13 protein-coding genes are annotated in these 13,569 nt (G+C 62.1%); 8 read left to right on the forward strand and 5 right to left on the reverse strand.

The window, feature by feature from the left end; genetic code table 11:
* The first annotated feature begins 172 nt into the window (after positions 1–172).
* The 3 genes from msrB (at position 173) to msrA (ending at position 3,369) form a co-directional block, all read left to right on the forward strand.
* Positions 173–685 (forward strand): peptide-methionine (R)-S-oxide reductase MsrB, encoded by a 513-nt coding sequence (gene msrB, locus AAHK20_RS14625; protein WP_449182176.1) that lies wholly within the window; start codon positions 173–175, stop codon positions 683–685.
* Between the two features lie 81 nt (positions 686–766).
* Entirely contained in the window at positions 767–2,581 is a 1,815-nt protein-coding gene (locus AAHK20_RS14630) for a cytochrome c biogenesis protein DipZ (RefSeq protein ID WP_449182177.1), read from the forward strand.
* Between the two features lie 47 nt (positions 2,582–2,628).
* Complete coding sequence (msrA, locus tag AAHK20_RS14635; protein ID WP_449182179.1) at positions 2,629–3,369, forward strand: peptide-methionine (S)-S-oxide reductase MsrA; 741 nt, start codon at positions 2,629–2,631, stop codon at positions 3,367–3,369.
* Positions 3,370–3,422: 53 nt separating this feature from the next.
* On the opposite strand, the gene AAHK20_RS14640 is transcribed toward msrA, so the two are convergent.
* A complete protein-coding gene (locus tag AAHK20_RS14640; protein WP_449182180.1) occupies positions 3,423–4,322 on the reverse strand; it encodes an amidohydrolase family protein in 900 nt (299 codons plus the stop codon).
* Positions 4,323–4,381: 59 nt separating this feature from the next.
* Complete coding sequence (locus AAHK20_RS14645; RefSeq protein ID WP_449182181.1) at positions 4,382–5,665, reverse strand: MFS transporter; 1,284 nt, start codon at positions 5,663–5,665, stop codon at positions 4,382–4,384.
* Positions 5,666–5,805: 140 nt separating this feature from the next.
* On the opposite strand from AAHK20_RS14645, the gene AAHK20_RS14650 reads away from it, so the two are divergent.
* Complete coding sequence (locus tag AAHK20_RS14650) at positions 5,806–6,693, forward strand: LysR family transcriptional regulator (RefSeq protein ID WP_449182182.1); 888 nt, start codon at positions 5,806–5,808, stop codon at positions 6,691–6,693.
* Positions 6,694–6,770: 77 nt separating this feature from the next.
* Here the strand turns inward: AAHK20_RS14650 and AAHK20_RS14655 are convergent, their stop codons facing one another.
* The gene (locus tag AAHK20_RS14655; RefSeq protein WP_449182183.1) at positions 6,771–7,169 is read right to left on the reverse strand and encodes an FKBP-type peptidyl-prolyl cis-trans isomerase; all 399 of its coding nucleotides are present in this window, start codon (positions 7,167–7,169) and stop codon (positions 6,771–6,773) included.
* 210 nt (positions 7,170–7,379) lie between these two features.
* On the opposite strand from AAHK20_RS14655, the gene lpxA reads away from it, so the two are divergent.
* Positions 7,380–8,165, forward strand: a complete 786-nt coding sequence (gene lpxA / locus AAHK20_RS14660) for an acyl-ACP--UDP-N-acetylglucosamine O-acyltransferase (protein WP_449182236.1) — start codon at positions 7,380–7,382, stop codon at positions 8,163–8,165.
* Between the two features lie 43 nt (positions 8,166–8,208).
* Here the strand turns inward: lpxA and AAHK20_RS14665 are convergent, their stop codons facing one another.
* The gene (locus AAHK20_RS14665) at positions 8,209–9,126 is read right to left on the reverse strand and encodes a LysR family transcriptional regulator (protein WP_449182184.1); all 918 of its coding nucleotides are present in this window, start codon (positions 9,124–9,126) and stop codon (positions 8,209–8,211) included.
* Positions 9,127–9,326: 200 nt separating this feature from the next.
* Between AAHK20_RS14665 and AAHK20_RS14670 the strand changes: the two genes are divergently transcribed.
* Together AAHK20_RS14670 and AAHK20_RS14675 are read left to right on the forward strand one after the other, a co-directional pair.
* On the forward strand, positions 9,327–10,436 hold the full coding sequence (locus AAHK20_RS14670) for a porin (RefSeq protein ID WP_449182185.1): 1,110 nt from the start codon (positions 9,327–9,329) through the stop codon (positions 10,434–10,436).
* Positions 10,437–10,497: 61 nt separating this feature from the next.
* Positions 10,498–11,976: a carboxylesterase family protein gene (locus tag AAHK20_RS14675; RefSeq protein ID WP_449182186.1), complete on the forward strand. Its 1,479-nt coding sequence runs from the start codon at positions 10,498–10,500 to the stop codon at positions 11,974–11,976.
* A 5-nt stretch (positions 11,977–11,981) separates the two neighbouring features.
* On the opposite strand, the gene AAHK20_RS14680 is transcribed toward AAHK20_RS14675, so the two are convergent.
* Positions 11,982–12,989 (reverse strand): questin oxidase family protein, encoded by a 1,008-nt coding sequence (locus AAHK20_RS14680; RefSeq protein WP_449182187.1) that lies wholly within the window; start codon positions 12,987–12,989, stop codon positions 11,982–11,984.
* A gap of 84 nt (positions 12,990–13,073) precedes the next feature.
* On the opposite strand from AAHK20_RS14680, the gene soxR reads away from it, so the two are divergent.
* Positions 13,074–13,562 carry a redox-sensitive transcriptional activator SoxR gene (gene soxR / locus AAHK20_RS14685; protein WP_449182188.1) on the forward strand — a complete coding sequence of 163 codons (489 nt, stop codon included), beginning with the start codon at positions 13,074–13,076 and terminating at the stop codon, positions 13,560–13,562.
* The last annotated feature ends 7 nt before the right edge of the window (positions 13,563–13,569 follow it).

The raw sequence follows: 13,569 nt of genomic DNA on the forward strand, positions 1-13,569 counted from the left end.
GGTTCAGGGCGTTGGAAACAATGGACGCGAGCAAAAGCGGCCCGTTGCGCCATTGTGCAAAATTTCCGGCCGGTGAGTTATCACAATTAATTTAACTTTTCGTGAGGACTTCGACATCCCCGGCGCTCTAGGATGGGGCCACTTTCCGCAGATTCGCGTCAAGGAGCTCATCATGCAAAGCAGAAGGCGCTTCCTGTTTTCAGGCGGGGCAGCGGTGGCCGCGCTGGCGGCGGTCAGCCGTTGGCGCCCGCTGGCTGCCGCACAGGTGGAGGATGGCAAGCAGGCCGGCGGTTTCGAAGTCGTGCATACGGACGCGCAATGGCGCCAGATGCTGACGCCGACCCAGTATGCGGTGCTGCGTCAGGAAGGTACGGAGCGGCCTTATAGCAGCCCGCTGAACGACGAGCATCGCGCGGGCGTGTTCAGTTGCGCGGGCTGCCGGCTCGATCTGTTTGCGTCGCGCACGAAATTCGACAGCCACACCGGCTGGCCGAGTTTCTGGGCGCCGCTCGAGCATGCCGTGGCGACGCGTGAAGACAGTTCATTCGGCATGTCGCGCACCGAGGTCCACTGCCGGCGCTGCGGCGGCCATCTCGGACACGTGTTCGACGACGGTCCGAAACCGACGGGGCTGCGCTATTGCATGAACGGCGTGGCGATGATTTTCACGCCCGCTGCCGCCTGAGCGGGCGTCCCGAGCCAGCGCCGTCAACGCGCCTTTCGTTCATCGACAACCATAAGACCGGCGCCCACGCCCGGAACCGACATGCTACTCATCGTTCTCGCCTATCTCGGCGGCGCCCTCACGATACTCAGTCCGTGCATCCTGCCGGTGCTGCCGTTTGTCTTTGCGCGCGCCGATCAACCGTTCGTGCGCAGCGGGCTGCCGTTGCTCGCAGGCATGGCGCTGACGTTCGCCCTCGTCGCGACCTTGGCCGCGGTGGGCGGCGGCTGGGTCACCCAGGCTAACCAGTATGGCCGCTGGCTCGCGATCGCGTTGCTCGCCGTCTTCGGATTGACGCTGTTGCTGCCACGCTTCGCGGACCATCTGATGCGTCCGTTGGTGAGCGCCGGCAATCGCCTGTCGAACTTCGCCCAGGGCGACGGCCAACAGGTTCGCGCAGGTTCGTCGTTTCGCTCATCGTTTCTATTGGGCATCGCGACCGGCTTGCTGTGGGCGCCGTGCGCCGGTCCGATTCTCGGCCTGGTTCTGACCGGCGCGGCGCTGCGGGGCGCGAGCGCCGGCACGACGCTGCTGCTGCTGGCCTATGCGGCCGGCGCCGCGACCTCGCTCGCGCTGGCGCTGCTGATTGGCGGGCGGTTGTTCACGGCGATGAAGCGCTCGCTCGGAGCGGGCGAATGGATCCGCCGCGGAATCGGTGCGGCGATGCTGTGCGGTGTGGTGGCGATTGCGTTCGGCCTCGACACCGGCGTGCTGACGCGTGTATCGACCGTCGCTACCGCCGGCATCGAACAGAAACTGGTGGATCGGCTTTCGCCGGGGGCGACACCGGCCAACCCCGCCGCCAAGGCAAGTGTCTCCGTCGATTCCGGCGCGATGATGCGCGCCGCCGCGCAGGTCATCCCGGCAGACGCGGCCCCGTTGCCCGTCGAAGGCGTGTTGCCGCCGCTGAACGGCGCCGTCCAATGGCTGAATTTACCGCCGCTCACGGCTCAGGACCTGCGAGGCAAAGTCGTGCTGATCGACTTCTGGACGTACTCGTGCATCAACTGCCTGCGTTCGCTGCCGTACGTCAAAGCATGGGCGCAGAAATACAAGGATCAGGGCCTCGTCGTGATCGGCGTGCACGCGCCGGAATTCGCCTTTGAGCGCAATATCGACAACGTGAAGCAGGCCACCCGCGATCTCGGCGTCGACTATCCCGTCGCCATCGACAACAACTACGCAATCTGGCGCGCGCTGAACAATCAGTACTGGCCGGCGCACTATTTCGTCGATGCGCAAGGGCGGATTCGCCATCACCATTTTGGCGAAGGCGACTATGCGGAATCGGAAAAGGTGATTCAGCAGCTGTTGGCCGAAGCGGGCCATACAGGCGCGTCGAAGGTCGCGCTCGGCATCGTGGGCACGAGCGCGCAAGGCGTGGAGGCCGCGGCCGACAGCGCTGATATGCGCTCGCCGGAAACTTATATCGGCTACGCGCGCGCGGAGAATTTCGCGTCGCCCGGCGGCGAGGCTGAGGACAAGGTGCACACGTATTCGGCGCCGTCACAGCCCGCCGTCAACGACTGGGGGCTGGCAGGCGCATGGACGGTGGGCGCCGAGCACGCCACGCTCGCGGCCGCGTCCGGGCGCATCGTCTATCGCTTTCATGCACGCGATCTGCACCTCGTGCTGGGTCCGGGCCAGGACGGCAAGCCGGTTCGCTTCCGCGTGAGCGTGGATGGCGCGGCGCCCGGCGCCGCGCACGGGTCGGACGTCGCCGCCGACGGCAGCGGCACCGTGACAGAACAGCGTCTTTATCAGCTCGTTCGACAAAGCGGCGATGTTGCGGATCACACGTTCTCGATCGAGTTTCTGGATCCCGGCGTGCAAGCGTATGCATTTACGTTCGGCTAATCCAGGCCGGGCGAAGTCAATCAACCACTCTTTGCAGGACTGACATCATGCACACGACCTCTACTCGCCGGGCTCCCCGAAGCAAGCTTTCGGCCTTTGCCAGACTCGCTGGTTGCGTCGCGATTGCGGCGGGCGTCTTCGCCGCGCAGCGCATTGCGAATTCGGCTGAAGCCGCGACCAAGATTCCACCGCCTGCCCAGGACGAAAAAGTCGGCGCGACGCATAGCGAAACGGCCGTGTTCGCAGGGGGTTGCTTCTGGGGTGTCCAGGGCGTATTCGAACACGTGCGGGGTGTGAAGCAGGTCGCCGCGGGCTACTCAGGCGGTGCGGCCAACACTGCGCAGTACGAAACCGTCAGCGACGGCAACACGGGACACGCGGAGTCCGTGCAGATCACTTACGATCCGACGCAGATCACCTACGGACGGTTGCTGCAGATTTTCTTCTCGGTTGCGCACGACCCCACCGAGCTGGACTACCAGGGACCCGATCACGGTACGCAATATCGCTCGGCAATTTTCCCGGCCAATCCTGAGCAACGCAGCGTCGCACAGTCCTACATCGCGCAACTGGAAAAGGCGCATGTGTTTTCGGGGCCGATCGTCACGCGCGTGGAGAACTTCAAGGGGTTCTATCCGGCGGAGGCGTACCACCAGAATTTCCTCGTCAACCACCCCGACTACCCGTACATCGTGATCAACGATCTGCCGAAGGTGGGCGAACTGAAGCGGATGTTTCCCGACCTGTATCGCAACGATCCGGTGCTGATAAAAGTGAGCGACCAGTAAGCGGTTTCTTCGACGGTTGCTGGATTGACTACACCAGTCCGATAACGAACGGCTTAGGTCTGGAAACGAAACAGATCCGCCGCCGACGTCGTGAGAATCGTCCGCCTGGTTGCCTCGTCGGGAATCCACTGTTGCAGCGCGTTCGCGGTTGCGGCGTAGTCGATCAGGTGACGATGCTGGGTATGCGGCCAGTCGCTGCCCCATACGAGCCGTTGCGCACTGAATGCGTCGAGCAGTGCTGCGGCGAGCGCGATCCCGCTCTCCGTGCCGCATGATCCTTCCACGCTGCGATAGGCTGCGGAGAGCTTGACCCACACGTCACCCGACGACGCCTTCGACAACAAATAGCGAAAACCGGGATCGTTTGCGCCGAGCGTGGCATCGGGACGGCCGAAGTGATCGACCACGACCGTGCAGCGCTGTGCGAGCAACGCGTCGAGCACATAGGGCAGATCGGCCGCGTGCGCCTGCACTTCGACATGCCAGCGCAGCGCGTTGAGCCGCGAAAGTAGCGCCGACCATCGGCGCTCTTGAAAGTCGGGCAGCGGCAGGCCGATCAGATTCAAGCGCGCCCCGACGACATGGGCGTCATTCAGGGCTTCGAGTTCCGCATCGCCGACCTCCGGGTCCACGACGGCGACACCGCGAAAGCGCTGCGGATATCGCTTCGACACCGCTGCGAGAAACGAGTTGTCGACGCCAAGAAAGCTCGGCTGCACGAGCACGCTCTGAGACATGCCGTGCGCGTCGAGCTGGCCGATGTATTGATCGAGCGTCGCGTCGTAGTCGGGCGCGTGACGGCGCTGCGCGGCGAGGGGCAGCCCCTGCACGAAGATGTGCGCATGCGAGTCGATGCCGGTGATGCGCGGTTCTTCCGCGGCGAGCCATGCGGCGCTCTTCGTGGAGAGCGCAGTGAAAGGATCGGTCCCGGTTGCGGGCGCAGTGAGATCCATCGTGCGATTAGCCTGAGAGTCGATTGAACATGAGCGGGCGGCGACGAGCATGCGCGAACTCAGCTGCGCGAAGCGGCAGGGGCGTTGGCCACCGTGCCGTTTTGCGCCGAGGCCGCGATGCGACTGCCGCGTGTTTCGGGCAGCATCAGCGCAGCGATGACGACGAGGCCATAAGCCACGCCCGCGTCGATGCCGAGCGCCGCGCCCAGCGACATCGAGCTGCTCATGTGGCCGATCAGCACCGGAAAGCCGGCGGATGCGATGCGGCCGAAGTTGTAGCAGAACCCGACACCCGTGCCGCGCACGCCTTGCGGATACAGTTCGTTGAAGAGCGCGCCGAGCGTCGCGGGAATGCCCGCCGAGAACAGCCCGAGCGGAAAGCTCAGGAACAGCATGGTGGTGTCGCTGAGCGGCAGGAACGTATAGATATTGACCATCACCGCGCAACACACCGCGAAAAGGATCACATTCCAGCGACGCCCGATGCGGTCCTGCAGCCAGGCGCTCACGAAGCATCCGACGATGAACGCGACGATGACGACGGCCAGATAACCGCCCGTACCGAGCACCGACAGGTGGCGCTCGGTCTTGAGGTAAGTCGGCAGCCAGGTGGTGATGGCGTGATAGCCGCCGTGCGCACCGAGGCCGATCAGAGCGCCGACGAGGGTCGTACGAATCACGGCAGGATCGAAAATACCGGCGGCAATGCTGAAGACGCCGCGCTGCGCACTTTCATCGCGCGCAGTCTGCGCCTCGCGCACCGGCTCGACGATGTTGCGGCGCAAGTACAGCACGAGCACGGCGGGCAAGAGACCGATCGCGAACAGCACACGCCAGGCCCATTGCGGCGACACGAACGAAAACACCAGCATATAAAGCAGCACCGCGCCGCCCCATCCGAAGCCCCACGCGCTCTGCACGATACCCATCGCCTTGCCGCGATGCTTCGGGTTCATCGTCTCGCTGAGGAGCACGGCGCCAGCCGTCCACTCGCCGCCGAAGCCGATGCCTTGCAGCGTCTTCAACGCCAGCAACTGGTCGAAGCTTTGCGCGAACGCGCTGAGAAAGGTGAACAGCGAGAACCAGATGACGGTGATTTGCAGGGCCCGCACCCGGCCCACGCGGTCAGCCAGAACGCCCGCGAGCAGGCCGCCGAGCGCACCGGCGACGAGCGTCGCGCCGCCGATCAATCCGGCTTGGCCTTTGCTGATGCTCCAGGTCGCCAGCAGCGACGGAATGACGAGGGAAAAGACCTGCGTGTCGACGGCGTCGAGCGCCCAGCCCGCGAAACAGCTCCACATCGTTCGCTTTTCGACGGACGTGATGTCCCGATACCAGCGCATGATCGTCTCCTTGTACGCGCCGCTGGGCGCGGCGGCCGATGGTGAGTCAGGACGGCCGCTGTTGATTGGTGAAGGTCATTCTAGAAAAGGCAATAGTGCGCGCATACTATGGAAATGTTGTTCTTTCATAGCGCTTTGATATGGAATCCGTCCGCACGCTTAGGTATTTTCTCGCTGTCGTCGATGCCGGCAGCGTCACCGGCGCGGCCAGCCAGCTCGGCATGGCGCAACCGGCGCTCAGTCAGGCCATCACGCGGCTGGAGCAGGATCTTGGCGTGAAGCTCCTCGCGAGAACGCGCCGCGGCGCGGCGCTCACGCCAGCCGGCGAGGCGATCGTCGAGGACATCCGGCTGAGCGTGTCGCGGATCGAGGCGGCCGAAAGGCGTGCTCGCGATATCGGCGCGCAGCGTGGCGGGAGACTGACGATTGGCTTCGCGTCGGCGGCGCTGTTCGAGGTGATGCCCAAGGCGATCGCGGCACTGCGCCGCGAGGTGCCCAACGTCGAACTGACGCTGCGCGAGATGAGCAACGCGGAGCAGGCCAGCGCGCTTGAATCTGGAGAGATCGACATTGGCCTGCTCCATACGCCGGTTGCCGTGAGCGGGCGAATGCGCGAGAAGCTGATCGTGCGAGAGCGGCTGCAGGCGGTCGTGCACGAATCGCATCCGCTCGGTCCCGACGGCAAGCTGGGCCTCGCGGATCTTGCGCGCATCGGGCTCGTTTGGTTTCCGCAAGGCCAGTTGCCGGTGGTGCGCGCTGGCATTCTTAGCGCGTTTCGCAAATTCGGCTGCGAGGCCAATATCGTGCAGGACGCGAATCGATCGCTGACGGTGCTCGCTTGTGTGGCGGCAGGCTGTGGCGCGTCATTGCTGCCGCAATCGGTGAAGGCGATTCAGTTCGCCGGCGTGCGCGTGTGCGAAGTGCGCGAGGGCGACGCGCTGCCGTTTTTCGAGCTCAGCGCAATTTGGCCGCACCGGTCCCGCCCAACGCTCGCTGACAAGTTCGCGGCGCTGCTGAGTCCGCGTTGAGTCGTTCGTGATCGGTCGGCTCAAAGGTCCGGAACCAGAGTGACCCGTCACTCTGGTTCCGGACTTTCACGACTCGATTACTGCCCGATTCCGATCAGTTCGACTTCGAATGTGAGGTCGCTGTTCGGCGGGATTGGGCCGACAGCGCGATCGCCATAAGCGGTCGCCGCCGGGCAGGTCAGCTTCGCCTTGCCGCCAACCTTTATTTTCTGCAGTCCTTGCGTCCAGCACGGGATCACTTGGCCAAGAGGGAACGTCGCCGGGCCGCCATGCTTGGCGGAACTGTCGAATTCGGTGCCGTTCGCCAGCGTGCCACGATAGCTGACGCGCACTACGTCGCTTGCTGTCGGTTGCGGGCCTGTGCCCTCCTTGATGTGCTCGACTACGACGCCCGACGGCAACTTTTCTATGGTGTTGGCGGCGAACGCGGTGGATGCAACGGTGGCAGCGGCTAGTACGGCAATCAGTGATTTCATTCGATATCCTCGTTGGTTAGCACACCAATTATATCGGGAGCCTCGCTGGGTTCCCGATTGTCGCGGGTCAACTTCTTCCGACCCTCTGTCATTGAAAGAAATTTGAAGGTTATGCGCAGCGGCGCGACGCTTCGTTAAGATAGGCGCGCTACGCGTTGGCTTTGACCATCGCCATCGCATTCACCGGTAACGATGAGGGCTTGATCTGTGATTAAAGAAACTGCTGTCATTCATCCCAGTGCGATTATCGAAGAAGGTGCGGTGATCGGCGCCCGCGTCCGCATTGGACCGTATTGCTGCATAGAAGGCAACGTCGAGATTGGCGAGGGAACGGTTCTTAAGGCGCATGTCGTCGTGAGCGGTCACACGCGCATCGGCCGAGACAACACGGTCTATCCATTTGCCACGATCGGGGAAGAGAATCAGGATCTCAAGTACGCCGGCGAGGCTACCTTCGTCGAAATAGGCGATCGCAACAGAATACGCGAGAGCGTCACGATCCACCGGGGAACGGTTCAAGGCGGCGGGGTCACGAAGGTCGGCAGCGACAACCTCCTGATGGTCAACGCTCACGTCGCGCACGATTGCGTGGTTGGCAATCATTGCATCTTGGCGAATAACGCGACGCTCGCCGGCCATGTCACGCTGGATGACTATGTGATCGTTGGCGGCATGTGCGCGGTTCACCAATTCTGTTCCATTGGCGCTCATGTCATGGTGGGCGGTTGCTCGGGCATCGCGCAAGATGTCCCGCCCTATGTCATCGCACAAGGCAATCATGCTTCGCCAAAGGGTGTGAATACCATCGGGCTGGAGCGTCGCGGCTTCGGCAAGGAAGCGATTCAAGCGATTCGCGAAGCCTACAAGGTGCTATATCGGAGCGGAAAGACGCTGGAGGAAGCCAAGCCGGAAATCGCCCGTCTTGCTGCCGCTCAATCCGAAGTTCAACCCTTCTACGATTTCCTATCGCGTTCGACGCGGGGCCTGATCCGCTAAACGTGGATCAAGTGCCGCTCGTGTTCAGGCGTGGCCGGAATGTCTAACGGTGTAGCTCCTGATCCAGCTGCGCAAGAAAAGCGGAAATGGTCGCAGTGCGGGGCTTGTCGTTTCTCGTGATGGCGACCAGCGCGCCAAGGTGTAGCGGCAATGGGCAAGGCACCGGTCGAAGACGATACGTATCGTGGAGCTCGCTCAGAATGCACTGGGGCACCAGGATCAGCGTATCGCTCTGACTGGCGAGCCGAAGCATCATGTGCGATAGCTGCGCCGAAATGATTTCGGACATCGGGCGCATGCCGGCGTTCTGCACCGCAAACTCGAGCTGCTGGCGAACGATGTTGGGCTGCGCCGGCAATATCCAGGGAAAGCCAAGCAAGTCGTCGAGTTCAACCGGGCCTTCGGTAAGGCGATGCCCTTCGCGCGCCACGAAGATCGGATGGTCTTCGCAAAGCGTTTCCACCGTATAGGCGTCGCTTCCGAAGCCGCTTGCCAGGCGGCCGATCACGACATCCACGAGATCCTGATCGAGACGCTGCAGCAGCGTCTCCATGGAGTCCTCTTGGACAGCGAGGCGAACACGAGGGAACTCTGCACGGAACGAACCGATGCAAGCTGCCAGGCTGCCCCACCAGCCGAGCGGCCGGAACACGCCCACAGAAAGATGGCCCGCTTCTCCGCTCTGTAGCGCGTCGATCTCGGCTTCGGCGCGTAGCACGTCGCCGAGGATCAGGTGGCCGTGCCGAACCAACGTTTCGCCGAGTACGGTTGGCCGCATGCCAGACGGGGTTCTCTCGAACAGTTGCGCGCCGACGATGGACTCCACTTCGGCCAGCGCCTTGGAAACGGCGGATTGGCTGACCATCAGGACATCCGCGGCTTTTTGCAGGCTTCCTTGCCGGGCGACCTCGATCACGACGCTGATATGGCGGAGTTTCAATCGTTGACGGAACGGGGTCATGGCTCGAGCTTTGAATTCCGAATGGCGTAGTGTACCGGCCAACAAACCATCCCGTGACGGGGTGTAGTTTTCTTCAAGGCGCCCATCGTTTTTTTCCGTTTTGTTTTCTCCCGTTCCATAAGAGCATCTGTCCGGTCTCGGGTGACGCCCGATAGCACGGTATCGAACATCAACGACTGGACGGTGGAAAGGAGATCGGCGTGGGAATCGTGGGATTGGGAAAGGACGCAAGACGGTTGGGCGGGGTGGGCTTTCTTCTGCTCGGATGTTCGTCGGGGGCATTGGCGCAAAGCAGTGTCAATCTATCGGGCCTGCTTGGCGCAGGGATCGGTTATACGAGCAACGTGGGCGGGCACTCGAACGTCTATGAGGACTCCGGCATATTGCGTCCGAACACGATTTCGTTTCAGGGCAAGGAGGATCTGGGCGACGGGGTCAAGGCGCTTTTCTATTTGGGCACCTTGTTCTCGATGAATACGGGGGCGGTTCTGGGTGCGCCCGGCAGCCTGTTCTCCCGTGAGTCATACGTGGGGCTGTCCAATCAGTACGGCACGCTGACTTTCGGTCAGCAGCGCGATTTCGCATTCGATACCCTGACCGTGCAGCAGTATGCGGGCATCTTCTATCAAGGAATTTACGGTGCTCACCAAGGGCCGTTTCCGAAGTTTGGCGTGCCGTACGTGATAGGCGGCTCTTACGATTTCGACCGGCTCAACGGCGAGGCGCTCAATAACGCAGTCAAGTTCAAGAGCGCGAATTTCAGCGGGCTGACCTTTGGAGCGATGTACGGCTTTGGCGGTGTGGCCGGTCAATTCGGGAACTCGAATTCGTCGAGTTTCAGCGTCAACTATGAGTTCGCTTCGGGCGGCGTGGGCGCCGTGTACACCATGGCGAAGTCGCCGTCGATCGACAACGGCAATGCGGGGATTCGAAATATCGGCTTGGGTGGGCGGTATCGCGTCGGGGCGGTTCAGTTTGCGATGTTGGGAACGATCTCTCGCAATACGGCGAGCGGCGCACAGATCGATGCCGCTGATGCCACCGTGAGTTACGACTTCTCGCCGTTCTGGAATCTCGCCACGACTTATACGTATATGGGCGGCAACGGCGTGCTCGACAACGCGCACGCGAACCAACTGGATGCCACGCTGACGTACCGCCTCTCCAAGCGCACATCGATTTACGGGACTCTGGTCTGGCAGAGGGCATCGGGACAGGGCGCGCTCGCGCGCATCAACTCGACGCAAACGAGCCCGTCGAGTTCCAGCGTTCAGACGATGGCGGGAATCAGCATCCTGCATCTCTTCTAGCCGCCATGCGAAGACACCGTGCGGCAGCAAAACAGAACGATGAACTGGAGAGAGAACTGACATGAGCATTGAATCGGGAAATGGCGCGCGAATTGTGGAAACGCGCTGCGAACAGGGAAAGCTGGTAGGGCTGCGCGCGGAAGGCGTCATGAGCTTTTTCGACATCCCATACGCATCCGATGGCGGGCGATTTCGCGACGCGCTTCCACCGTTGCCGTGGTCGGGGCTGCGCGACTGCACGAGGCCGGGTCCTGTTTTTCCTCAACTGCCGAGCCGGCTCGATTTCGTCATGGGCCCGACGTCGCGCGGCGTGGCGCAGTCGGAAGACGCGTTCCGCGTCAACGTCTTCACGCCGTCCGTGAGCGGCCGTTTGCCTGTTCTGTTTTGGATTCACGGCGGCGGGTTCATGACGGGGGGCGGCGCGCTGCCTTGCTATAGCGGCGCCGAACTCGCCCAGAGTGGCCATGCAGTGGTCGTGACGATCAACTACCGGCTGGGCGTGCTTGGCAACCTTTACCTTCCCGGCGTATCCGAGGGAAACCATTCGGTACGGGATATTCAGGCCGCCCTCACATGGGTTAGAGACAACATCGAACACTTCGGAGGAGACCCTGACGCGATCGTGATCGCAGGGCAGTCCGCCGGCGCGTGGTACACGCAATTGCTGATGGCCATGGAGTCCACCTCGTCGATGGCGCGGGCCGCCGTCATGCTCAGCTATCCAGGCCTTGAACCGCAGAAGCCGGACGTGGCGCACGCGCTTGCGGAGGAATATTGCGCGCTTGGCGGGATAGACGCGCCCGAGCGGACACTGCCTGAAATGCCGCTCGACGCGCTGCTCGCCGTTCAGGAGAAACTGCTCGCCTCGAAGATCGGGTTCGCGTCGGTGCCCATCGGATTCATGCCTGTCTGCGACGCGCAGGTGCCCGAAAATCCGACGCAGGCGGCCGCGCGGTTCGCGCCGAAGCCACTGATGATCGGGTGGACACGCGAGGAAACCGGCAGCTTCTTCGCGGGCAATCCCGTGGTGGTGAATGCGACTGCGGACGATGCGCGGAAGAGGTTTGAACAGATGCTGGGCGCGGACGGCGCGGTCCGCTACGAGCAGCTGGTGAACCGGCGCTTGGAGGGAAGCCCCTATACAGCGCTGCTCGATCTCACATCGGACGCGCTATTCAGGTTGCCGTCGATCAGACTGGCAGAGCGGTTACGCGAAAGTGGCGGCGCGGTCTTCGTCTACCAGTTCGACTTCAATTCGCCGCAGTCGCGGGTCGGCGCGGGCCACTGTTTTGAGCTGCCGTTCTTGTTCGGCAATTTCAACAGATGGACAGATGCACCGATGCTCGAAGGATTGGATGCAGCGAAGGCACGGGCTCTTTCAAGTCTCCTGCAATCTTATCTTCTCGAGTTTATGCGGGTGGGCGATCCCAACGGCGCAGCCTTGCCTGTCTGGCGTCAATATGAAAGCAAACGGCTTCATTGTTTGCATTTCGACGACGTGGTGTCGTGCACTTGCGATACGACAGTGCTCGGTCAATAGTTCACTCAGTCCAAACCCACCAATCGTGCCGCCGACGCGAGGTACAGCGGCGATGGTTCGCGACGATCCTCGCAAAGACAGGTGTATGTCATCTTGATCACGTGATCGTCGTTCGAAACGATTGCTCGCTGGCATACCTCCTTCCACACGGCACCGACGTACGGCTTAGCCGCTTCGACGTCCAACGGCTTTCGCACGGTTGCGTAAGCCGCGCAAAGCGCAACCCACAAGCCAGGCAGCAATTGTTCGACGAGCGAATCGTCTAACCGGGCGAACAGGGTGCGCGCCGCGTGCGTAGCGGTCACCGTGTGGAGCACGGTGAAATCCGGCGTGCGCCAGTACGCGGCAATCGCAGCGCGCGCGATATCGTCGAGCAACGACGAGGAAACCGGCGGCGCCGGGATGGCTCGCCTAAACCGCACATCGCTTGCAACAGCCCGCAAGCGTGCGGTGATCGAGTTGCCTCGCGCGACATCGTCGCCCATCGCGGTGGCGACACGGACAAACGCAGTATCGACGCTTTCCGCTGCCGGGCTCTCGCTCAATGAGACATCAATGGGAAGATGCGACGAAATCAACGCCGCCAGGCCCGAGGCGATCTCGCCGCGATGTGCGGCCTCGATACCGTACGCCAGGCGAATCAGTGCATGAAAAGCCCCCGTTGCCGGCGCGAAAGGTACGTTCTTGAGTACCGCGATGATGACCGTAATGACGTCGTCGTCGGCCATCCAATCCAGAAAGCAGAGACGTAAAGCACCGAATGCAGCGCTATTGCCTAAATAGGTCTGCCACTCGCGGCGGTCGATGATGGTGTCGACAGGCGGGGCACTCAACGCGTACTCGCGCTCCCACATGTCGAAGAATTCCTGAAGCCGAGCCGGCGATGCCCCCATTTCAGCCAACGCGACAAGCGCCATTGGACAATGGTTCGTTGTTCCGCGAGCCGCCAGATTGAAGCGTGCATTGGCGTCCAGCAGTTCGTGCAACTTGAGAGCAGCGTCGTTCTTTAGCATTTCTCCATTCCCGAGTCCGAAAGCAGGAACGCATTGTAAAAGTTCAAGTAAGCTTGAAGGCAAGTGAAGATTATGGGGTGCACCATGAACGATGCCGTCATTTCCATCGGAGAACTCGCGAAGCGCTCAGGCGTAGCGGCGAGTGCGATTCGCTTCTATGAGGAAGAGGGGTTGATCAGCAGCACCCGGACTGAGGGCGGTCAACGTCAGTACCGAAGAGACGCTCTCCGCCGGGTCGGGTTCATTCGTGCCGCGCAGGCTGTCGGGCTGAATCTGGCGGAAATTCGCTCTGCGCTTGAAACATTGCCTGGGCAGCGCACGCCTACGAAGCAGGATTGGCAACGTCTCTCGCGCGCGTGGCAGCCGCTGCTTCAAGAGCGTATTGACGGTCTTATCGCGTTGCGCGATCAGCTTGCTTCGTGCGTGGGATGTGGTTGTTTATCGTTGAAGTCGTGCTCTCTCTACAATCCTGGCGATATTGCCCAGCGGCGCGGGAGTGGTGCTCGATACTTGCTCGGCGACACGTCGCGTGCGGTGTTGGGGGATGCCAAGCGGGAAAAGCCAAACAACTGATCGGTGA

This window comes from Trinickia camelliae (genome assembly GCF_053525655.1).

Coding starts and splice junctions, on each gene's coding strand:
- msrB (WP_449182176.1), top strand. CDS start 173: ATGCAAAGCAGAAGGCGCTTCCTGTTTTCAGGCGGGGCAGCGGTGGCC.
- AAHK20_RS14630 (WP_449182177.1), top strand. CDS start 767: ATGCTACTCATCGTTCTCGCCTATCTCGGCGGCGCCCTCACGATACTC.
- msrA (WP_449182179.1), top strand. CDS start 2,629: ATGCACACGACCTCTACTCGCCGGGCTCCCCGAAGCAAGCTTTCGGCC.
- AAHK20_RS14640 (WP_449182180.1), bottom strand. CDS start 4,322: ATGGATCTCACTGCGCCCGCAACCGGGACCGATCCTTTCACTGCGCTC.
- AAHK20_RS14645 (WP_449182181.1), bottom strand. CDS start 5,665: ATGCGCTGGTATCGGGACATCACGTCCGTCGAAAAGCGAACGATGTGG.
- AAHK20_RS14650 (WP_449182182.1), top strand. CDS start 5,806: ATGGAATCCGTCCGCACGCTTAGGTATTTTCTCGCTGTCGTCGATGCC.
- AAHK20_RS14655 (WP_449182183.1), bottom strand. CDS start 7,169: ATGAAATCACTGATTGCCGTACTAGCCGCTGCCACCGTTGCATCCACC.
- AAHK20_RS14665 (WP_449182184.1), bottom strand. CDS start 9,126: ATGACCCCGTTCCGTCAACGATTGAAACTCCGCCATATCAGCGTCGTG.
- AAHK20_RS14675 (WP_449182186.1), top strand. CDS start 10,498: ATGAGCATTGAATCGGGAAATGGCGCGCGAATTGTGGAAACGCGCTGC.
- AAHK20_RS14680 (WP_449182187.1), bottom strand. CDS start 12,989: ATGCTAAAGAACGACGCTGCTCTCAAGTTGCACGAACTGCTGGACGCC.
- soxR (WP_449182188.1), top strand. CDS start 13,074: ATGAACGATGCCGTCATTTCCATCGGAGAACTCGCGAAGCGCTCAGGC.